18 protein-coding genes are annotated in these 20,935 nt (G+C 71.9%); 10 read left to right on the top strand and 8 right to left on the bottom strand.

Translation table 11 applies throughout. The annotated features are described in order from the left end of the window. Window positions 1-304: 304 nt before the first annotated feature. Both ACGFRB_RS11035 and clpS read right to left on the bottom strand, forming a co-directional pair. Complete coding sequence (locus ACGFRB_RS11035; RefSeq protein WP_393241749.1) at window positions 305-982, bottom strand: DUF2017 domain-containing protein; 678 nt, start codon at window positions 980-982, stop codon at window positions 305-307. Then, the gene (gene clpS / locus ACGFRB_RS11030; protein ID WP_363000745.1) at window positions 982-1,296 is read right to left on the bottom strand and encodes an ATP-dependent Clp protease adapter ClpS; all 315 of its coding nucleotides are present in this window, start codon (window positions 1,294-1,296) and stop codon (window positions 982-984) included. Before clpS ends, ACGFRB_RS11035 begins: the two co-directional genes overlap by 1 nt. A gap of 91 nt (window positions 1,297-1,387) precedes the next feature. Between clpS and ACGFRB_RS11025 the strand changes: the two genes are divergently transcribed. Continuing rightward, complete coding sequence (locus ACGFRB_RS11025; protein WP_393241745.1) at window positions 1,388-2,767, top strand: nicotinate phosphoribosyltransferase; 1,380 nt, start codon at window positions 1,388-1,390, stop codon at window positions 2,765-2,767. Between the two features lie 298 nt (window positions 2,768-3,065). Further along, a complete protein-coding gene (locus ACGFRB_RS11020) occupies window positions 3,066-3,656 on the top strand; it encodes an isochorismatase family protein (protein WP_361234384.1) in 591 nt (196 codons plus the stop codon). A 93-nt stretch (window positions 3,657-3,749) separates the two neighbouring features. On the opposite strand, the gene ACGFRB_RS11015 is transcribed toward ACGFRB_RS11020, so the two are convergent. The 4 genes from ACGFRB_RS11015 to ACGFRB_RS11000 all read right to left on the bottom strand — a co-directional run bounded on the left by ACGFRB_RS11015 (window position 3,750) and on the right by ACGFRB_RS11000 (window position 9,500). Then, window positions 3,750-4,052 carry a hypothetical protein gene (locus ACGFRB_RS11015; protein ID WP_361234381.1) on the bottom strand — a complete coding sequence of 101 codons (303 nt, stop codon included), beginning with the start codon at window positions 4,050-4,052 and terminating at the stop codon, window positions 3,750-3,752. 167 nt (window positions 4,053-4,219) lie between these two features. Further along, window positions 4,220-6,595, bottom strand: a complete 2,376-nt coding sequence (locus ACGFRB_RS11010) for an immune inhibitor A domain-containing protein (RefSeq protein ID WP_393241740.1) — start codon at window positions 6,593-6,595, stop codon at window positions 4,220-4,222. 398 nt (window positions 6,596-6,993) lie between these two features. Then, on the bottom strand, window positions 6,994-7,716 hold the full coding sequence (locus ACGFRB_RS11005) for an RDD family protein (RefSeq protein WP_393241737.1): 723 nt from the start codon (window positions 7,714-7,716) through the stop codon (window positions 6,994-6,996). 146 nt (window positions 7,717-7,862) lie between these two features. Further along, window positions 7,863-9,500, bottom strand: coding sequence for an RDD family protein (locus ACGFRB_RS11000; RefSeq protein ID WP_393241734.1), 1,638 nt, complete (start codon window positions 9,498-9,500; stop codon window positions 7,863-7,865). Window positions 9,501-9,908: 408 nt separating this feature from the next. Between ACGFRB_RS11000 and ACGFRB_RS10995 the strand changes: the two genes are divergently transcribed. After that, window positions 9,909-10,400 (top strand): SsgA family sporulation/cell division regulator, encoded by a 492-nt coding sequence (locus tag ACGFRB_RS10995; protein ID WP_363000754.1) that lies wholly within the window; start codon window positions 9,909-9,911, stop codon window positions 10,398-10,400. Window positions 10,401-10,561: 161 nt separating this feature from the next. Here the strand turns inward: ACGFRB_RS10995 and ACGFRB_RS10990 are convergent, their stop codons facing one another. Next, on the bottom strand, window positions 10,562-12,082 hold the full coding sequence (locus tag ACGFRB_RS10990) for an FAD-binding oxidoreductase (RefSeq protein ID WP_393241731.1): 1,521 nt from the start codon (window positions 12,080-12,082) through the stop codon (window positions 10,562-10,564). 97 nt (window positions 12,083-12,179) lie between these two features. Between ACGFRB_RS10990 and ACGFRB_RS10985 the strand changes: the two genes are divergently transcribed. Beyond that, window positions 12,180-13,619 carry a tetratricopeptide repeat protein gene (locus ACGFRB_RS10985; RefSeq protein WP_393241728.1) on the top strand — a complete coding sequence of 480 codons (1,440 nt, stop codon included), beginning with the start codon at window positions 12,180-12,182 and terminating at the stop codon, window positions 13,617-13,619. A 533-nt stretch (window positions 13,620-14,152) separates the two neighbouring features. Here the strand turns inward: ACGFRB_RS10985 and hppD are convergent. After that, window positions 14,153-15,298 (bottom strand): 4-hydroxyphenylpyruvate dioxygenase, encoded by a 1,146-nt coding sequence (gene hppD, locus ACGFRB_RS10980; protein WP_393241725.1) that lies wholly within the window; start codon window positions 15,296-15,298, stop codon window positions 14,153-14,155. Between the two features lie 101 nt (window positions 15,299-15,399). Here hppD and ACGFRB_RS10975 point away from each other — a divergent pair, with 101 nt between their 5' ends. The 6 genes from ACGFRB_RS10975 (at window position 15,400) to ACGFRB_RS10950 (ending at window position 20,727) form a co-directional block, all read left to right on the top strand. Then, complete coding sequence (locus ACGFRB_RS10975) at window positions 15,400-15,900, top strand: Lrp/AsnC family transcriptional regulator (RefSeq protein WP_361238790.1); 501 nt, start codon at window positions 15,400-15,402, stop codon at window positions 15,898-15,900. 17 nt (window positions 15,901-15,917) lie between these two features. Continuing rightward, window positions 15,918-16,565: an ABC transporter permease gene (locus tag ACGFRB_RS10970; protein WP_363000762.1), complete on the top strand. Its 648-nt coding sequence runs from the start codon at window positions 15,918-15,920 to the stop codon at window positions 16,563-16,565. Window positions 16,566-16,737: 172 nt separating this feature from the next. Beyond that, window positions 16,738-17,988, top strand: coding sequence for a betaine/proline/choline family ABC transporter ATP-binding protein (locus tag ACGFRB_RS10965; protein WP_393242510.1), 1,251 nt, complete (start codon window positions 16,738-16,740; stop codon window positions 17,986-17,988). Further along, window positions 17,985-18,947 carry an ABC transporter permease gene (locus ACGFRB_RS10960; protein WP_393241721.1) on the top strand — a complete coding sequence of 321 codons (963 nt, stop codon included), beginning with the start codon at window positions 17,985-17,987 and terminating at the stop codon, window positions 18,945-18,947. The genes ACGFRB_RS10965 and ACGFRB_RS10960 overlap by 4 nt, the downstream gene beginning before the upstream one ends. A gap of 152 nt (window positions 18,948-19,099) precedes the next feature. Further along, window positions 19,100-19,990 carry a glycine betaine ABC transporter substrate-binding protein gene (locus ACGFRB_RS10955; RefSeq protein WP_393242508.1) on the top strand — a complete coding sequence of 297 codons (891 nt, stop codon included), beginning with the start codon at window positions 19,100-19,102 and terminating at the stop codon, window positions 19,988-19,990. An 86-nt stretch (window positions 19,991-20,076) separates the two neighbouring features. Continuing rightward, window positions 20,077-20,727 carry an ArsR/SmtB family transcription factor gene (locus tag ACGFRB_RS10950; protein WP_393241718.1) on the top strand — a complete coding sequence of 217 codons (651 nt, stop codon included), beginning with the start codon at window positions 20,077-20,079 and terminating at the stop codon, window positions 20,725-20,727. Window positions 20,728-20,935: the final 208 nt, after the last annotated feature.

Genomic DNA, 20,935 nt, shown 5'->3' with positions numbered 1-20,935 from the left:
GGCGCAATCGCGTGCGCCGTGCCGCGGACCAGGTCCTGATCCCCCCGGATATGGATGGAGTGCCACCGGCGGTCAGCCGGCCAAAGCGCCCCCGGGGACAAGGGTGGCGTCCCCGGGCGGTCGTGAAGATTTATCACGGAGTCGACATGGAGTTGCCGTGAGCGACGATCGATCATGTGACCCGCGCCACATTTATATGCGGACGGAAGTGACCCAACACGGCAAACAGGGTCGCTTCGATAACGTATTCGTTATCCGGATTTGAGCGTCCGCTGAGCGAACGCGCCAGGCGGAGGCGGGCTCGCTAGGCCATCAGGGTCTCGACGAGGGTCTCCTGGAGACCGCCGAGCCAGAGATACGCCATCACCATCGGCTTGCGCGGGTCGGAGTCGGGCAGCCGGTACAGCAGCTCGCTCTCCTCGTCCGCGGTGATCTCCAGCCGGGAGGCGATGGTCAGCCGCAGGTCGTTGAGGGTGCCGAGCCAGGCGCGGGAACCCTCCGGAGCGAGAGTGAGGATCCCGCCGCCCTCACCCCCATCCTGACCCTCGGCTTCAGCGGCGCCGTCACCGGCCGCGCCGGACGCACCGGACGCACCGGACGCACCGGACGCACCGGACGCACCGGACGCACCGGAGGAGGACAGCTCGTCGAGGCTGCGGACCACGGCGAGCGCGTCCTGGCGCTTGCGCGCCCGCAGGTCGTTCTCGGTGAAGCGGCGGAAGTCGGCGGCGGCCTGCCGCAGTTCGTCGGTGTCGTTCCCGTACGCGTCGGGGAAGAGCCGGCGCAGCGCCGGGTCGGCGGGCGGCTCGCTCGGCCCCTCGGCGAACAGCGCGGCCAGCGGGTCCTCGCCCTGAGCGGGCTCGTCACCGGGGCCGATCAGCTCCAGGAGCTGGACCGCGAGCGAGCGCAGGATGGAGATCTCGACCTCGTCGAGCGCGACGGCCGCGCCGCCGCCCGGGCGCGCCTCGAAGTGCCCCGCCATCAGCCGCGGTCCTGCGAGAGGGTCGCCCACAGGCCGTAGCCGTGCATCGCCTGCACGTCGCGTTCCATCTCCTCGCGGGTGCCGCTGGAGACCACCGCGCGGCCCTTGTTGTGCACGTCGAGCATCAGCTTGTGCGCCTTGTCCTTGGAGTAACCGAAGTACGCCTGGAAGACGTAGGTGACATAGCTCATCAGGTTCACCGGGTCGTTGTGCACGAGGGTCACCCACGGCACGTCCGGTTCGACGACTGTGGAGACCTCCTCGGCCGACTGGGTACGTTCGATCTCGATAGGCGCGACGCTCACGTGGCCCATGCTGCCACTAGCGACGGCCCGTCGCACAAACGGGTCACCCGTACCGCACCACTATTCGTCAGAATGACGAATAGTGCGCTAGCATCATCCTATGAACGCTGCGGACCTTGGGCTGCGAAACGACGAAGCGCGCGACGCGCGCGCGCTGAAGAGCGGCATCGGCCTGCCGGTGGACGTCCCGTCGACCGCGCTCTTCACCGACCAGTACGAGCTGACCATGCTCCAGGCCGCCCTCCGGGCCGGCACCGCGGACCGCCGGTCCGTCTTCGAGATCTTCACCCGCCGGCTGCCCGAAGGGCGGCGCTACGGGGTGCTCGCCGGAGTGGGACGCGTCCTCGACGCCGTCGAGAACTTCCGCTTCGACGCCGACGTGATCGGCTTCCTGCGCGAGCGCGGGATCGTCGACGAGCCGACCCTCCAGTGGCTGGCCGGCTATCGCTTCTCCGGCGACATCTGGGGCTACCCCGAGGGCGAGGTGTACTTCCCCGGCTCGCCCGTGCTGCGCGTGGAGGGCACCTTCGCCGAGTGCGTGCTCCTGGAGACGGTAATCCTCTCCATCCTCAACCACGACTCGGCCATCGCCGCCGCCGCGTCCCGGATGTCGGCCGCCGCCGGCGGGCGCCGGCTCATCGAGATGGGCGCCCGGCGCACCCACGAACTCGGCGCCGTCGCCTGCGCCCGCGCCGCGTTCGTGGGCGGCTTCGACTCCACCTCCGACCTCGCGGCGGGCTTCCGCTACGGCATCCCGACCGTCGGCACCTCCGCCCACGCCTTCACCCTGCTGCACGACACCGAGCGCGACGCCTTCCGGGCCCAGGTCGACTCGCTGGGCTCCGGCACCACCCTGCTCGTCGACACCTACGACGTGGCCGAGGCCGTCCGCACCGCCGTCGAGGTGGCGGGCACCGGCCTCGGCGCCGTCCGCGTCGACTCCGGCGATCTGCTGCTCGTCGCCCACCGGGTCCGGGCGCAGCTGAACGAGCTGGGCGCGCACGACACCCGGATCGTGGTCACCTCCGACCTCGACGAGTACGCCATCGCCTCGCTGGCCGCCGCGCCGGTCGACGCGTACGGAGTGGGCACCCAGCTCGTCACCGGCAGCGGGCACCCGACCTGCTCGATGGTCTACAAGCTGGTCGCGCGGGCCGCGTCGGCGGACCCGAAGGCGCCGCTGACGCCGGTCGCCAAGAAGTCCGTGGGCGGCAAGGTGTCCGTGGGCGGGCGCAAGTGGGCCGCCCGCCGGGTGGACGGCGACGGGATCGCCGAGGCCGAGGTGATCGGCACCGGTCCGGTGCCGCCCGAGCTGGTCGACCGGCAGCTGCTGGTTCCGCTGGTCAAGGCGGGTGACGTGGTGGCCCGCGAGCCCCTGGAGACGGCCCGCGCCCGGCACATCGCGGCCCGCGCGGGGCTGCCGATGTCGGCGATCCAGCTGTCGCGGGGCGAGCCGGTGCTGCCGACGGAGTACGTCTGAGAGAGGCGGGGTGCGGAGGAGGGCGTCCGGCGGACTCGGACTTCGGTCCGTACGTCCGTACGGACCGACGAGGCGCGCCGCGCCTGAACGGGGCGCCCCTCCGGCGCTCCCTCGGCGCCCCTCCGCCCTGTCCCGCCCGCCCCGGGCGGTCCCGTCCCGTCCCGGCCGATCCGGGGTGTCCTCCCCCTCCCGCCGGACGGGGGAAGTACCTAGGCTCGGATTCGGCCGCCGACCTCCGGCTTCGGCCCCTGGCTTCGGCCCCGATCTCCCCTCCCCCACACCGCTAAGGACACCCGCCATGCACCGCGCTTTGATCGTTGTGGACGTTCAGAACGACTTCTGCGAGGGCGGCAGCCTCGCGGTGACGGGCGGCGGCGATGTCGCGGCCGCCGTCACCGAACTGGTCGGCGAGACGGCCGGGTCCGCGTACAGACACGTCGTCGCCACCCGCGACCACCATGTCGCCCCGGGCGATCACTTCTCCGCGCACCCGGACTACGTCGCCTCCTGGCCCGACCACTGCGTGGCCGGCACCGAGGGCGTCGGCTTCCACCCGAACTTCGCGCCCGCCGTCGCGGGCGGCGCGATCGACGCGGTCTTCGACAAGGGCGCCTACGAGGCCGCGTACAGCGGATTCGAGGGGCGCGACGAGAACGGCAGCACGCTCGCCGAGTGGCTGCGCGCCCGGGACATCGCCGAGGTCGACGTCGTCGGCATCGCCACCGACCACTGTGTGCGCGCGACCGCCCTGGACGCGGTCCGCGAGGGCTTTCGCACCCGGGTCCTGCTCGATCTGACGGCGGGCGTCGCGCGGGAGACCACGGACCGGGCCCTGGAGGAGCTGCGCGCGGCGGGCGTGGAGCTGACCGGCAGCCCCGTCGTCGCGTAACCGCACGACCGGACGACCCCACGGCCGGGCAGCTGGGCAGCCGGGCACGCGGACGACTGCCGGTGAGAACCGGAGCCCCGGCCCCTCAGCCCCTCAGCCCACCGGCGCCTTCGGCAGCATCCGTATGGAGTGCCACAGCTCCTGCGCGGTGATCCGCCACAGCAGCCCGTCCGGGTGGTGCAGCACGGCCGTGATCTCGTCGGGCGTGGGCGGCTCGGTGTTGCCGCGCAGATAGACGGACCGCAGTCCGAGGTTGCGCAGCCGGGTCAGGGCGCGGGCGCGGTTCGCGGCGTGCACCAGGAAGCGGACGGTGGAGCCGTCGCCGGCCGGGCTGGGCAGCCCTATGGCGACGACGACACTGCCTCCGGGCAGGCGGCAGAAGCCTCCTGTGGACATGCGGAACCACTCCCCCGTGGAACGACTGTCAATAACAGCGGACGGCCCGAGGTCGGCTCAGGCCGTACGACGCACCTAAACACGATCGGCCGCCGCCCGCTAGGGGGCGACGGCCGATCATGCTCTGACCTGCGGTGATGCTCAGGCTTTCGCCATCACGTCACGGATTACCGCACGGACGGGCCGACCTCGACGGTGACCGTTCCGGCGTTCGGCTGCTCCTTGACCACCTGGATCTTGGTGTTGGTGTCAGTGGTCTTGACGCCGGAGGCCGGGTCCTCGGGGGTCCAGTAGGTGCCGGCGTGGTCGTCGAAGACCGGGTTGCCCGGGAGCGACGGGACCGTGGTGGCCTGGTCGCGCCGGTGCAGCACCATGCCGTCGGTCTTGGCGAGGGTGAACGGCGAGTCGTACGCCTGGATGCGACCGCGCATCAGGGTGCCGTCGTTCCACTTCAGCGGCGTCGGGTGCGAGTCGATCGGCAGGACGCGGCCCTGGCCCGGGTGCTTGGAGGTGTTGTTGTCCTTCTGAGACAGGTCCCACTTCCAGATCAGCAGGCCGTTCTGGTACGCGTAGTGCTCGACCCAGCTCGCCTTGTCACCGGTGAAGCCGAAGTTGTACGGGCCGACCTGGAGGGTCTTGTCGTACGACACGTACTGGCGGTTCTCGGCGATGTAGTACTGCTCGTACTCCTTGGAGAACGAGGCACCGACCCGCGAGAAGCCGTTGGAGACCCAGCCGTTGTCACCGTTCTCGGCGTTGTCCGAGAAGACCGGCGCACCGTCGGCGGTCAGCGTGATGGCGTCGGCCGTGAAGCCCTTGCCACCGGCGCCGCCGTCCGTCTGGTAGCGGAAGCGGAGGTCGATCTTCTTGCCCGCGTAGGCGCTCAAGTCGAACGAGAGCTTCTTGTGCGTCTTGGACTCGCCGGTGAGCGCCGAGGCGCCGGAGGCGTCCTTGGGCAGCGGCTGGCCGTCGGCGGTGCCGTCGAGGGCGGTCCAGTTGGCGCCGCCGTCGGTGGAGACCTCCGTGTAGAGGAAGTCGTAGTCCTGCTCGATGTCCCACCAGCCCTGGAGGTCCAGGGAGGCCGAGGACTTGCCGGTGAGGTCGACCGGGCGGGTCAGGGTGTTCTTGAGGTCGTCACCCATGTCGCTCCACCACTGGTTCGCACCCTCGGCGGGGGCGACGACGTCGGTGGTGACGTGCTCCTTCGGCAGCTCGACGACGAGCGCCTGCGGAAGCTTGGTGTTGTACTCCGACACGCCCAGCTTGTGGGTGGTCTTGGTGGCGCGCTGCGCGTCGCTGACCTTGTCGTAGTCCAGCCAGCCGAGCTGCAGCTTGTCCCAGGCGTTCATGTCGCCGGGCATGTCGCCGATCGAGTCCTTGCCGGTGCCGAGCCACGAACCCGAGGACATGAGGGTCCAGAAGCCGGTCGAGTTCTCGCCGCCGGAGGTGTCGTAGTGGTCCGGCAGACCGAGGTCGTGACCGTACTCGTGGGCGTAGACGCCGAGGCCGCCGTTCTCCGGCTGCATCGTATAGTCGCCGACCCAGATGCCAGTGTTGCCGATCTGCGTGCCGCCGGCCTTGTTCTCGGCCGGACCGGTCTTGCCGTTGTCCGTGCCGTAGGCGTACCAGCGGTGCGCCCACAGCGCGTCCCCGCCCTGCGCGCCGCCGCCGGCCGACTCGTCCTCGCCCGCGTGGACGATCTGGAAGTGGTCGATGTAGCCGTCGGGCTCGTTGAAGTCGCCGTCGTTGTCGTAGTCGTAGCGGTCCCACTGGTCGTAGGAGGCCAGGACCGACTTGATGTCCGCGTCGGACTTGCCCTGGGCCTTCTGGTCGGCGACCCAGGCGTTGACGCCATCGCGGACCGTGTCCCAGACGTTGATGCAGTTGGACTGGCCGCAGTAGTTCGAGCCGTAGCGGGCCTCGTTGTACGGGACCTTCACCCAGTCGGTGACGGTGCCGTCGACCGAGTAGCGGCCGGACGAGGTCTGCTCGTAGTACGTCTTCAGCGACTGCTTCGGCTGGCCGGTGGCCTTGTCCTTGCCGGTGCCGAAGTACAGGTCCTGGAAGTGCGCCTGGTTGTAATCGGCCTGCCAGGCGGTCGAGTTGTCGGCCTTGCGGTCCGGCTTGGCTATGGAGTTGTGCAGCGGGCCGGGCTCGCCACCGTACTTCGGGTGCACCTGGTCGCCGAACTCGACGAGGATCGTGAAGATCTTGTCGGTCTTCTCGCGCCCCAGCTCGACGTACTTCTTGTTGCCGAGCTTGACGACGTCGGAACCGTTGCGCTTCTCGACCTTGGCGTCGCCCTTGAGGACGGCGTCGACAGCGGCCTTGCGCTGCTGGTCCTGCTTCTTGCTGAACGGGCCGTCGAGGTTGTGGTCGACCGCCGTCTTGTCGACGGCCTGGGCCCGGTTGGCGGCCACGGCCGCCGGGGTGTCGTTCGAGTCGGCGGCCCACGCCGTACCGAAGGTCGAGGCGGTGGCGGCAGTGGCCGCGAGCGCCACGACGACTGCGGACGCCATGATCGTCCGTCGTCTGTTGGTCACTTGTTTTCGTCCTCCCCGGCGCGCTCACCCGGCGGAAATCGGTGGGGTGCCCGCCCAGGCGGTTGTGCGCGTCACAAGTGACGACATTCGATCGGAGTTGACGAAGAAAAACCAGATCTTGACTTGGACAGGCCAAGTGCACTATGCAGGACCGATTCTTCAATAGTCGGACCCTCCTGAGCCTCTGACGAGCCCCCAGATAGATGCGCGAGCGGTGTACGGGCAGGTGGCGTGGGGTGCCGGGGAGCGCGCCCGGGTCGGCATATGCCTGTCGTACGGCGACGGGGCTCCGGCTGCGGGCCGGAGCCCCGGATATCGGGCGGTGAGGGCGCGGGGCTTGGAGCCTGGGGCGCCCTCGCGCGGGTGCGGGCGGCGGTGTGGGACGGACGGCCGCCACGTCACCGCCGCTCGGGAACGGTCACCACGACCGTCTTGGCCGCCTTGTCGTGCAGGCCCTGCTTGTACGGCTTGTCCAGCAGGATCAGGATCAGGATGAGCAGCGGCCACAGGCAGGCGCAGCAGATCAGCGCGGGCAGCCAGAGCACGAACGCGCGGACGAGGGAAGCGTTCATCGGCGGTGTGGAACCGTCGTTGAGCATCGCGACCCGTAGCTTCAGCCACTTCTTGCCGAGGGTCTGACCGTTGCGCGCGATCATGACCGTGTCGTAGCCGACGTACGCGACGATCGTGATCAGCTGGAAGATCAACTGGCTGCCGCCGTTGAGGCTGTTGACCGTGTTGTTCCAGTCGTCGTTCTCGGTGATCCGCTCGTAGATGTGGAACGGGATGCCGATGATGGCGAGCGGGATGGCGACGATCAGCCAGTCGAGGACGCGGGCCGCGATCCGGCGCACCGGATCGCCGAGCGGGGGCATCCCGGCGAGGGGGTCGGCGCCGAAACCGCCGTAGCCCCCGGGGTCGCCGTACGGCGGTGGGGGTGGCATATGCCTGTCGTACGGGTTGCCTGGAGGAGGCCCGCCCCCCGGCGGAGGTCCGCCGAAAGGGGGTCCCGAGGGCGGGGGTTCGCCGGGGGGCGGGCCGGCCGGCGGGCCCGGGGGCTTCTTGCCGAAGGGGTCGTCCTCCGGGGGCGGTCCCGGGGGCGGCGGCTGATCGTTGCTCATGGGGGCAGTGCATCCCGCGCCCCCGGACCCCGCAACGAATCGGCCCCCGTCCGGGTGACACCCCGAGTGACACCCCGGCGGACGGACCCGAGGGTCGGCCTTCGGCCGGCTCTTTGACCGGCCGAAGGGGCCCTGACCGCCGGTGGCTAGCCGGCGGCGACGAAGGTACGAGCGGCCTTGTCGTGCCAGCACTGCCGCCACGGCCGGTCGAACAGACACCAGAGCACGTTGAACACGCCGATCAGGAGCAGCCCGAGCACGCTGTAGACCAGCCATCGGCGCAGGGCCGTGCCGAACGTGGGCGGTTCGTGCGCCTCGATGTCCCGGACCTGGATCCCGCACAGCTTCTTGCCGAGGGTGCGGCCCCACTTGGCGGTGGGCAGCACCTCGTAGAGCACACCGAGGAGGAGGAAGGCCGCGAGGATGACGCCGAACTGCCCGGCGGTCGTGGAGTCGACGAGCCAGACCCGCACGGTGACACCGGACTGACGGGCCGCCTCGATCTTGTCGTCGATATGGGCGAGGGCGGCGCTGCCCAGCGGGTAGGCGACGGCCCCGAGGACCGCGCCGACGAGCACGCCGTCGATGATCCGGGCCAGCAGCCGGCGGCCCAGCCCGGCGGGCCGGGCGGCGGTCTGGTCGCGCATCGCCGCCAGGAACGGGTCCTCGACCGGCGGCTTCCAGGGGGTGACGGGCGGTTGCCCGGCGTCCTGGGCGGGCCGCGCCGCCTGGGCCACGGGTGCGGGCTGCGCGGGCCGCGTCTGCTGAGGCGGCGGGGAGGACTGCTGGGCCCAGGGTGAGGGCGCGGGTGCGGAGTTGACGGCTCCGCCGGCGCCGAGCGGTCCGAGCGGGCCGGCCGGTCCGGGCACGGCGGTCCGGCGGTCCTCGGGCCAGGCCGGGGCGGGGGCCGGGGCGGCTTCCTGACGGGCGGGGGCCGGGGCCGCGGCGGCGGGCCGGTCCTGCGCGCCGGCCACCGGGCGGCCACCCTGAGGCGGCACCGTGCCCGTACCGCGCGCGGGATCGGAAGCGGCTGCGGCCGGGGCGGCTTCGGCGACGGGCCAGGAAGGCGCGTGGGGCGCCTGAGGCGCCTGGGGCGCCTGGGGCGGTTGCGGCGGTTGCGGCACATGGGGTGCGGCGGGTGCCGCCACCGGAGAAGCGGCGGGCCGGGCGCCGTAGGCCGCGGGTGCGCCGGTGGCCTTCAGGGTGGTGGTGGCCTGGTCGCGTACGGTCTCGGGCGACGGCATCGGCGACGGGGCCTGGGCCGGGGAGGGAACGGGCATGGGGGCGGGCGCGGGCGCCGGTACGGACGCGGGCGGCTCGGCGTGGCCGCCGGACGCGGGCCAGGCGGAGGACGCCGCCGCGCGCGGGTCGGCACCGCCGGTGTGACCCCAGGACACCTTCTGGTCCATCTCGCCGCCGAAGCCGGTCTGGCCGGAGGTGGTGGCCTGCCAGGAGGAGGCGGGTTCGGGGTCCTCGTCGAAGAAGAGCGGGCCGGTCTCCTCGACCGTGGGGACCGGGGGGACCGCAGAGGCAGCCGGGACCGCCGGGGCAGCGGGAACCACCGGGGTCGCGGGGGCCTCCGCCTCCGCGGGGGCGGCCGGGCCGGGCATCGGCGTGCCGGAGACCGGCGGGGCCGGCGGGGTCTCGCCCTCCTGGGGAGCCGGCCGGCTGGTCCCGGGGACCCACGCGCCCCCGTTCCAGTAGCGGATGTACCCGGGAATGGACGGGTCGGGGTAGTAGCCCGCCTGCGGTACGTCCCCGCCGCCTCCAGGTGGAGTAGCCACTGCCCCGACTCCGTTCAGTCACAAGGTCTTGATCCGCGCGGGCGCCTGGCGCCCCAGAGAGGACAGTAACGAAGAACGCCCCCGCGGGGACAAGGAGCCCGCCAGAAAGCCCGCTTCCGGGGGACGCCATCAAAGAAATGTGACGCAGAGTGATACTCGGGCCTGTGGCTCTTCGTTGGCCTGGTCCCGGCCGGCGACCGGCCGGCCCGGTCCGTCCCCGTCCCACCCCCATCGCGCACCCGGTCCGCCCCCGGTCGGCCCCCGATCCGGCCCGGTCCACCCCCGTCCCCGGAGGCCCGGAAAAATTTCTTCGGAAACTTCTCCGAAGTCGCGTCATAGTCCGGCCCGACCCCGCTCTCTCCTGGTGACGGCCCGCCGCGGGCCGCGCGGGAGAGAGGCGAAACCATCATGCAGAACACCGACAACACCGTGGTCGAGCGCGAGCTGGAGATGCGGCTCGTCCTGTCGCCCGAGTGCTCCGTCCCCGTCCCCGCCCGGCTCGCCTATCTGACCGGCGACCCGTACGCGGTCCACATCGAGTTCCACGTCGGCTCCGAGTACCCGGTCGACTGGACCTTCGCCCGTGAACTCCTCGTCGAGGGCGTGTTCCGGCCCTGCGGCCACGGTGACGTCCGGATCTGGCCGACCAAGGTCGACGGCCGCAACGTCATCCTGATGGCCCTGTCCTCCCCCGACGGCGACGCCCTTCTGGAGGCCCCGTCCGCGCAGGTGTCCGCCTGGCTGGAGCGGACCCTGCGCGCCGTCCCGCCGGGCACCGAGGGCGACCGGCTCGGCATCGACGACGGGCTCGCCGAACTCCTCGCCACCACGGTCGTGGCGGACGACCTGTGGCCGCGCGACCCGTGGGGCTCGGACGAGTCCGCCGAGGACGACCGGTGAGGCGCCGACCGGTGCGACACGCCGGCGCGTATCCGCCTGCCCTGCCCGCCCGGACCGCCCGGGCTCCCGGAACCGCCCACCCGCGCGTACGGCGGGCATCGGGAACGGGTGCGGGCACGACTGCCACCCCGGTGCCGGGCACGGCGCCGAACCGGGGTACGTCAGAAGAGCTTGCCCGGGTTCAGCAGGCCCAGCGGGTCGAAGGTGCGCTTGATGCCGCGCTGGAGTTCGAGCCCCACCGGCCCGAGTTCGCGCGCCAGCCACTCCTTCTTCAGCACGCCCACTCCGTGCTCGCCGGTGATCGTGCCGCCGAGCGCGAGTCCGAGCGCCATGATCTCGTCGAAGGACTCCCGCGCCCGCCGCGACTCGTCCTCGTCGGCCGGGTCGAAGCAGACGACCGGGTGGGTGTTGCCGTCGCCCGCGTGCGCGCAGACGCCGATGGTCAGCCCGTACTTCCCGGCGATCGCGTCCGTGCCGGTGAGCATCGCGGCGAGCTTGGTGCGCGGCACGCAGACGTCGTCGATCATCGTGGCGGGTTTGATGGTCTCCAGCGCGTTCAGCGAGAGCCGGCGGGCCTGGAGCAGGAGTTCGGACTCGGCGGCGTCCTCGGCGGGGACGACCTCGGTCGCCCCGGCGGCCCGGCACAGCTCCCCCACCGCGGCCAGATCGGCGGCCGGGTCCGGGGTGTCGAAGGCGCACAGCAGCAGCGCCTCGGTGGTGTCGGGCAGACCCATGTGCGCGAGCCGGTTGACGGCCCGGACGGTGGTGCCGTCCATCAGTTCGAGGAGGGACGGGGTGTGGCCCCGCTCCATGATGGCGCAGACGGCTTCGCAGGCCGCCTCCGCCGAGGGGAACTCGGCGGCGAGCGCGAGCTGCGCGGGCGGCTGCGGCTTGAGCGCGAGGACCGCCCCGACGACGATGCCGAGGCTGCCCTCGGAGCCGACGAAGAGCCGGGTCAGGTCGTATCCGGCGACGCCCTTCGCGGTGCGGCGGCCGGTGCGCAGCAGCCGCCCGTCGGCGAGGACGACGTCGAGACCGAGGACGTACTCGGCGGTCACCCCGTACTTCACGCAGCACAGGCCGCCGGACGCGGTGCCGATGTTGCCGCCGATGGTGCACATCTCCCAGCTGGAGGGGTCCGGCGGGTAGTACAGGCCGTGTTCGGCGACGGCGCGGGACAGCACGGCGTTGATCACACCGGGTTCGACGACGGCGATCCGGTCGACGGGGTCGATCTCCAGGATCCGGTCCATCTTGACCAGGGACAGCACGACGCAGCCGTCGGAGGCGTTGGCGGCGCCGGACAGGCCGGTGCGGGCACCCTGGGGGACCACGGGAACACGGAGCGCGGTCGCGGTGCGCAGGACGTGCTGGACCTGTTCGACGGTACGCGGGAGCACGACGGCAGCGGGGGCGCCGGCCGTGCAGAAGCTCGCCATGTCATGGGCGTAGGAGGCCATGACGTCGGGGTCGGTGAGCACGGCTTCGGCGGGGAGTCCGGCGCGCAGCCGCGCGTGAAGTTCCTCCGGCCGCGCGCCAAACTCCCCGCCGGCCCCCTCGGACCGGGCGTCGTCGTGACGGGCGTCGTCGTGACCGGCATCGTCGTGACGGGCGTCGCCGCGACGGGCGTCGGATTCATCGCCGGAGAGATCGCCGGAAAGAGCCTCGTGAAGATCGTCCATGTCTCCAGCCTGACACTCGGGGCCATCGGTGTGAACCCGCCGGAACGGCCCTCGGCGCGCTCCGCGCCCGGCGGTGGGCGGCTGCACAGTGAGCGCCATGAGACCCGAGAACGTGTCGCGGACGGTCCTCGCCTCGGGCGTGGGCGCGGTGCTCGCGGCGGCGGCGCTGGTGTACGTGCCCGAGCCGGCCGGCCGGCCCGCGGCGCTCCCGCCCGGACCGACGGAGCGGGCGGGACGGGCGGCGGAGGCGGGCGCCCCGGCGGCGCTGCCCGATCTGGCGGCGCTGATCGGCGACCGCGAACGGTGGGTGGCCGGGCATCCCGGTGACGACACCTCGTGGGCGCTGCTCGGTACGGCATATGCCGAGCGGGGGCTGCGGCGCGCGGATCCGGCGGACTTCACGCGCGCGGAGCGGGCGCTGAAACGTTCCCTGACGGTCCGGCCCGCGGCCCGGGGCAACCTGGACGCGCAAGCGGGCCTCGCGGCGCTCGCGAACGCGCGCGGCGACTGGGCCGCGGGCCGCCAGTGGGGCGAGCGGGTGCGCGCGGCGGCCCCCAAGCGCTGGTCGGTGTACCCGGTTCTGATCGACGCGTACGACGGGCTCGGCGACTACAAGGCGGCGCGGCGGGCCGGCGAGACGCTGACGGAGCTGCACGGGGGCTCGGCGGCCGGCGCGGCCCGTTCGGCCGCGCTCTATCGCGTGCGGGGCTGGCGGGAGGACGCGGGAGCGGCGGCGCTGGACGCGGTGGCGCTGGCCGAGACGCCCGCGCAGAAGGCGGACGCGCTGTCCGGGGCGGGGGATCTGGCCGGGGAGCGGGGCGAGCCGGCGGAGGCGCTGGCGCGGTACGGGGCGGCGCTGGAGCTCGTAGCGGATCACGGGCCGTCGCTCGCCGGGCAGGCGCGGGCCAAGGCGGCGCTCGGCCGGACGGCGGAGGCGCTGCGCGACTGGCGGGCGGCGGTGGCCCGGCTGCCGCTGCCCGAGTACGTCCTGGAGGCGGGCGAGCTGGCCGAGGCGCTGGGGCGGGACGCGGAGGCCGAGGCGTCGTACCGGCGGCTGCGGACCGGGGCGTGGGTGCGGGCGGAGGTGACGCTGGGACGGCTGGAGGCGGATCACGGCGATCCGGCCCGGGCGGTACGGGGGCTGCGCGCGGCGTGGGCGCGGGGGCATCGGTCGCTGGAGGTGGCGGACGCGCTGGGCTGGGCGCTGCTGCGGGCCGGGGAGCCGAAGGAGGCCCTGCCGTACGCCAAGCGGGCCACGGAGGAGGGGCTGCGCAGCGCGCTGTTCTCGTACCACCGGGGGGAGATCGAGCGGGCGCTCGGCGAGAGCGGGGCGGCCCGGCGGCATCTGTCGGAGGCGCTGCGGACCGATCCGGAGTTCTCGCCGCTGTTCGCGCCGCGGGCGCGGGAGGCGCTGGCGGAGCTCGGGGAGCCGCCGGACGAGCTGCCGGAGCTGTTGCCGGGGGCGGGGGCGCCGGGGGCGGGGAAGCCGGACGTGGTGCGCAGGGGGCCGTCGAGGCCGGCGGGGCGGGCGCGGTGAGGTGGCGGGGCGTGGGGGGCGCGGTCGGGGTTGCGGGGCGTGGGGGGGCGCGGTCGGGGTTGCGGGGTGGTGCGCTGGGGGTTCGTGGGTGGTGCGCGTGGGCCGGTCCGGGGGCTCGTGTTCCGCACTGCATGATTTACGGCGCGGGAGCCTTGGTAGTGCGTGAAGCGTTGCTGTCTCCGCGCCACAAATCACGCTTTACGTTTCGAACACGACCCCCTCCCCGTCCCCCGCTCCCGTCCGTCGTCCGTGCACCACCCCGCACCCCTCCCGCTTGGGTGGGGGGTGGGGGTGGGCACCGGCCGCCAGTGGGTGGTGGGTGGGACAGGGGATGGGATGGGGATGGGGATGGGCGGGGGAAGTGGGTGGGTGGCACCCCGGGCGAGCCCCCCGTTGGTGCCCGCCCGGGGTGCACGAAGGCCTGCCCGGTGCGGGGAAACGCCCGGGCAGGCCCTCGTACGGGACGCGCCGGTCGGGGAAGGAGGACGGCGGCGCGGCGGGGTGCCGGGTGGGGCACCCCTTTTCGGTTGCGGTCAGAGGTTGCCGCGGCGCTCCTGCTCGCGCTCGATGGCCTCGAACAGGGCCTTGAAGTTGCCCTTGCCGAAGCCCAGGGAGCCGTGGCGCTCGATCATCTCGAAGAAGACGGTCGGTCGGTCCTGGACCGGCTTGGTGAAGATCTGGAGCAGGTAGCCGTCCTCGTCGCGGTCGGCGAGGATCTTCAGCTCGCGCAGGGTCTCGATCGGGACCCGGGTGTCGCCGACCCACTCGCCGAGCGTGTCGTAGTACGTGTCCGGGGTGTCGAGGAACTCGACGCCGGCGGCGCGCATCGCGCGCACGGAGGCGACGATGTCGTTGGTGGCGAGGGCGATGTGCTGCACGCCGGCGCCGTTGTAGAACTCCAGGTACTCGTCGATCTGCGACTTCTTCTTCGCGATCGCCGGCTCGTTGATCGGGAACTTCACCTTGAGGGTGCCGTCCGCGACGACCTTCGACATCAGCGCCGAGTACTCGGTCGCGATGTCGTCGCCCACGAACTCCTTCATGTTCGTGAAGCCCATGACCTTGTTGTAGAAGCCGACCCACTCGTTCATGTGGCCGAGTTCGACGTTGCCGACGCAGTGGTCGATCGCCTGGAAGTAGCGCTTGGCCGGCGGCTCGACCATCGGCTTGGCGGCGATGTAACCGGGCAGGTAGGGGCCGTCGTAGTCCGAGCGCTCGACGAGCGTGTGCCGGGTCTTGCCGTAGGTGGCGATGGCGGCGAGGACGACGGTGCCGTGCTCGTCCTTCAGCTCGTACGGCTCGGTGACGCTGGTCGCGCCCCGCGCGATGGCGTACTCGTACGCGGCACGCGCGTCCGGGACCTGGATCGCCAGGTCGATCACGCCGTCGCCGTGCTCGGCGACGTGGTCGCCGAGGAAGCGGCCCCAGTCGGTGGAGGGCTTGATGACGGAGGTGAACACGAAGCGGGCGCCACCGCTGGACAGCACGTAGCTGGCGGTCTCGCGGGAGCCGGTCTCGGGTCCGGAGTAGGCCACGAGCCGCATACCGAAGGCCGTGGAGTAGTAGTGCGCGGCCTGCTTGGCGTTGCCGACGGCGAAGACGACGGCGTCCATTCCCTTCACCGGGAAGGGATCGGCCTCACGCGCGGTACCGGGGATGTGGTCCAGGGTCTCAGTCATGACAGCAGAGTCCCGCCGACCTGCAAGCTGCGCAATAGTTTGCAGTTTCTCTGGTCAATCTGCGCAGCCACGGGCCAGGATGGGCAGGCGACTTGTACATGATGACCATCAAGGAGGCCGTCGTGGCGATCGATCATCTGGACGGGCGGCTCATCGTGCTCCTGGCCCGGGAGCCCCGGATCGGGGTGCTGGAGGCGTCGCGGCGGCTCGGCGTGGCCCGCGGCACGGTGCAGGCGCGGCTCGACCGGCTTCAGTCGAACGGAGTCATCCGCGGATTCGGCCCGCAGGTCGAGCCGGCGGCCCTCGGCTATCCGGTCACGGCCTTCGCCACCCTGGAGATCAAACAGGGTCAAGGCGCTGACGTACGCGGCCACTTGGCGACCGTGCCGGAGGTCCTGGAACTGCACACGACCACCGGCCACGGGGACATGCTGTGCCGGCTCGTGGCCCGTTCCAACGCCGATCTCCAACGGGTGATCGACCGGGTCGTCGGTTTTGATGGCATCGTCCGGGCCTCCACGGCGATCGTCATGGAGAACCCGGTCCCCCTGCGGATCATCCCGCTGGTGGAACAGGCCGCGGAGGACCAGCCGCCGCGGTGACCCCGCGGAGGGGGCGCGTGAGCTTCTGGGAGTACCTCGGCAGCCGCCATCAGCAGCTGATCACGGACGCGTTCCAGCACGTCAGCGCCGTCTTCCAGTGCATGGTGATCGCCACCGCGCTCGGGGTGCTCCTCAGCGTCCTCACGTACCGCAGCGGCTGGGCGGGCAATCTGGCGATCCTGTCCACCGCCTCGCTGCTCACGATCCCGTCGCTCGCGGCGATCGGTCTGCTGATCCCGCTCGTCGGCCTCGGCGTGCCCCCCACCGTGATCACCCTGACGCTGTACGGGCTGCTGCCGGTCGTCCGCAACGCGGTCGTCGGCCTGCGCGGGGTCGACCCGAACCTGGTGGACGCGGCGACGGGCATCGGGATGTCCCGCGCGGCGCGGCTGCTGCGTATCGAACTGCCGCTCGCCTGGCCGCCGATCCTGACCGGGATCCGGGTGTCGACCCAGATGCTGATGGGGATCGCCGCCGTCGCGGCATATGCCTCGGGTCCGGGGCTCGGCAACGAGATCTTCCGCGGGATCGCGTCCCTGGGCAGCGCCAACGCGATCAACCAGGTGCTGGCGGGGACGCTCGGGATCGTGATCCTCGCGCTTCTCTTCGACGCGGCGTATGTCCTGCTCGGCCGGCTGACGATTCCGAGGGGGATCCGTGTCTGACACCTCCGCCGCGCGGGCGGCGGGAGCCGAAGGGGCCGAAGGGGCCGCGCCGGGCGGCGCGCGGCCGGATGGGCAGCGTCCGGACGGGGCGCAGCGGGACGGGTCGGACCGGGACGGGTCGCGCCGGGACGGGTCGCGCCGGGCGCCGGATTCCGCGCGCTCCGCACCGGGCGTGGCGGGTGCGGGCTCCGCGCCGGGATCCGCCTCAAGCTCCACCGCGGGCGCGTCCATCGAGCTGGAGGAGCTGACCAAGAGCTATCCGGGCAACCCGTACCCCTCCGTCGAGAACGTCTCCATGGAGATCAAGGCGGGCGAGACGGTGATCCTCGTCGGTCCGTCCGGCTGCGGGAAGTCCACCACCCTGAAGATGATCAACCGGCTGATCGAGCCGACCAGCGGCCGGATCCGGATCGGCGACGAGGACGTCACCGGCATCGATCCGGTGAAGCTGCGCCGCAAGGTGGGTTATGCCATTCAGTCCTCCGGTCTGTTCCCGCATATGACCGTCGCGGAGAACATCGCGCTCGTCCCGAAGATGGTCGGCTGGTCCAAGTCCCGGGTGAAGGACCGGGTGGAGGAGATGCTGGACCTGGTCGGGCTCGACCCGCGCGAGTTCCACGACCGGTATCCGCGCCGGCTCTCCGGCGGCCAGCAGCAACGGGTGGGCGTGGCGCGGGCGCTGGCGGCCGACCCGCCCGTGCTGCTCATGGACGAGCCTTTCGGGGCGGTCGACCCGATCACCCGCGACCATCTCCAGGACGAGCTGATCCGGCTCCAGCACGAGCTGCACAAGACGATCGTCTTCGTCACGCACGACTTCGACGAGGCCATCAAGCTGGGCGACCGGATCGCGGTGCTGCGCGAGCGCTCGCACATCGCGCAGTTCGACACCCCGGAGGCCATCCTCACCAACCCGACGGACGACTTCGTCTCCGGGTTCGTCGGCGCGGGCGCGGCGCTCAAGCGGCTCAATCTGACCCGGGTGCGGGACGTGGGTGTCGCCGACTTCCCGACGGTGACCGTGGACGACCCGCTCCAGTCGATCTTCAACGCGCTGCGCAACGGCCGTCACAACGAGCTGCTGATGCTGGACCGGCGCGGCCGGCCGTACAAGTGGCTGCGGCGCGGCGATCTGATGCGGGCGAAGGGGTCCCTGGCGCGGGCCGGGACGCTCGTCCACGACACGGTGACGCGGGACGCCACGCTGCACGACGCGCTGGAGGCGGTGCTGACCGACAGCGGCGGGCGGGTCGCGGTGACGGGGCGGCGCGGGGAGTTCACCGGGGTGGTGGACATGGAAACCCTGATGAACTCCGTCCACGAGCTCCTGGAGGCCGACCGGCTGACGGCGATCGAGCACCAGCACGAGCTGGAGGAACAGCGGGCCCACCAGACGGGGCAGGAGCTGGAGGGCGGCGAGTGAACAACGGCGGTGGCCTCGGCGGACTCGACGACGGGACGACGGGGACGGGACCGGGAGCCGCGGCGGCGCCCGGGGGCGGGACCGGTGCCCGGCCGGGGGGCGGGCGGCCGCCGGGCGAACACGAGGTCCAGGGGCAGGCGTTCCGGGACGGGGCGCACGCGGCCGTGGTGGTCGAGAGCCATGCCGAGGAGGAGCCGGCCCCGCGGCCGGCCGTACCCCGGCGCCGGATCACCTGGCGCAAGCTCGTCCTGGTGCCCTCGTTCGTGGCGGCGATGGTGCTCGCCACCACCCTGTGGATCTCCCGGGCGGACCTGGACTCCATCGCCCGCAACGCGCTCGTCGGCGGCACTGTGCAGCTGCGGCTGTGGCAGCACGTACGCCTGACCGCGATCTCCACCTTCTGGGTGCTGGTCATCGCGATCCCGCTCGGTATCGCGCTCACCCGCCGGCGCCTGCGCCGGGCCGCCCCCGTCGTCACGACGATCGCCAACATCGGGCAGGCGACCCCGGCGATCGGCCTGCTGGCGCTCCTGGTGATCTGGCTGGGCATCGGCTCGTCGACGGCGGTCCTCGGCATGGTGATCTACGCGGTGCTGCCGGTGCTCTCCAACACGGTGGCCGGGCTGCGGTCGATCGATCCGCAGCTGGTGGAGGCCTCGCGGGGCATCGGGATGTCGGCGCTCGGCACCCTCGGCCGAGTCGAACTGCCGCTCGCGGTCCCGCTGATCCTCGCCGGGGTGCGCACGGCCCTCGTCCTCAATGTGGGGACGGCGACGCTGGCGACCTTCGGCGGGGGCGGCGGCCTTGGCGATCTGATCACCTCGGGCATCCAGACCCACCGGATGCCGGTGCTGGTGCTCGGTTCGGTCCTGACGGTGGCGCTCGCGCTGATCGTGGACTGGCTGGCCTCGCTCGCGGAAGTGGTGCTGACGCCGCGGGGGCTGGAGGCCGGGGCGTGAGGGGGGCGCGGCGGGTGCGGGGACGGGCGGAGGTACGGCGGGCGCGGGGGCGTGTGTACGGGCGGGCGGGGGTGCCGGGGGCGCGGGCGGCGGGGGCGCTGTTTCTGTTCGTGTTCGCGGCCTCGGGCTGCGGGCTGAAGAGCGGTTCGCCGATGGTGGACCATGTGACACCGGGCAAGCTCGGGCAGGGCGAGCCGCTGAAGGGCGCCTCGCTGACGGTCACGTCCAAGAACTTCAGCGAGAACATCATCCTGGGCCAGATGATCGGTCTCGTCTTCAAGGCGGCGGGCGCCGAGGTTCTGGACCGGACGAACCTGCCGGGTTCGATCAGTGCGCGCGAGGCGATCGTGAAGGGCGACGCCGACGCGATGTACGAGTACACGGGCACCGGCTGGATCACGTACCTCGGCAACTCCGAGCCGATTCCCGACCCGGAGAAGCAGTGGCGGGCGGTGCGCGACGCGGACCGGAAGAACGGGGTGGTGTGGCTGCCGCAGGCCGCGATGGACAACACGTACGCGCTGGCCGTGAGCAGGAAGAACAACGAGAAGTACCACCTGAGGACGCTCTCGGACGCGGCGGCGCTCTCGAAGAAGGACCCGTCGGCGGTGACGGTGTGCGTGGAGAACGAGTTCGCCTCCCGTGACGACGGGCTGCCGGGGATGGTGAAGGCGTACGGGATGAACCTGCCCGCGTCGAACATCGAGAAGATGGACGCCGGGATCATCTACACGCAGGTGTCGCAGTCGAACTCGTGCCTGCTGGGCGAGGTGTACACGACGGACGGCCGGATCCGGGCGATGGACCTGACGGTCCTGGAGGACGACCGGCACTTCTTCCCCAACTACAACGCGGCGCCGGTGGTGCACGCGGCGACGTTCGAGAAGTACCCGGTCATCGCGAAGCTGCTCGACCCGGTGACGGCGAAGCTGTCGACGGAGGTGGCGCGGGAGCTGAACGCGCAGGTGGACGTGGACGGGCGGGACCCGCACGACGTGGCCAAGGACTGGCTGGTCAAGGAGGGCTTCATCAAGGCGGATTGAGCCGGCGGGCCTCTCCCGGCCAAGTTGCAAAGAACTCTCTGCAAAAAACCCTTGCAGAGAGTTCTTTGCAACTCTACTGTGGTGTCATGCCCGAGATCGAGAAGGCGAAAGAGACCCCGCACGCACCGGGGGGTGAGCGCGAGGAGTCCGCCCCCGGCGGTGCGCCCGCCCCGTCGGAGAACCACGTCCTCAACCCGCGCTCCCTGCGGGCCCTCGCCCACCCCCTGCGCATCCAGATGCTGCGCGCCCTGCGCCACCACGGACCGGCCACCGCCTCGCAACTCGCCGAGAAACTGGGCGAGTCCAGCGGCGCCACCAGCTACCACCTGCGCCAGCTCGCCACCCACGGCTTCGTCGAGGACGCGCCGGAACTCGGCAAGGGCCGGGAGCGCTGGTGGAAGGCGACCGCGGGGGGCACCATCTTCGACGGGAACCTCTACAACGACCCCAGCCCCGAGGTGCAGGGCGCCGTCGAGGTCTACCTCCACGAGATCTCGAACATCCACACCCAGGAGCTCAACACCTACCTGGGCACCCGCCACCAGTGGGACGAGATCTGGCGGGAGTCCTCCGACATGAGCGACTTCACGCTCCATCTCTCGGCCGAGCACGCGAGTGAGCTCAACCAGAAGATCCACGACCTGATCGAGGAGTACCGCGGAGCCGGCGCCGGTGACGCGGAGACCCAGCGGATACGGATGCACCTGCACACCTTCCCGCAGCACGGCGCCAACTGACGCTCCCCGCCATGGCGTTCGCCTGGCGGGCCCGCCCGTCCGGCACGCCACGGCGCCCACCTCGCGGCGCCCCTCCCCCGCGCGTTCATTCCCCGCGCCTTCGCGCCCTCGCCCCCCTACGGGCCCTCTCGTCTCGCGCCGCTCGCCTCCCCGCACCCCCTTCGGGCCCTCTCGCGCCCTCGCGCGCCCCCTCGCCGCCCTCTCATGC

The organism is Streptomyces sp. NPDC048718, from assembly GCF_043198875.1.
Lineage (GTDB): Bacteria > Actinomycetota > Actinomycetes > Streptomycetales > Streptomycetaceae > Streptomyces.
The sequence above is the reverse complement of the archived record's forward strand: the minus strand, read 5'-3'. Positions and strand labels throughout refer to the sequence as shown.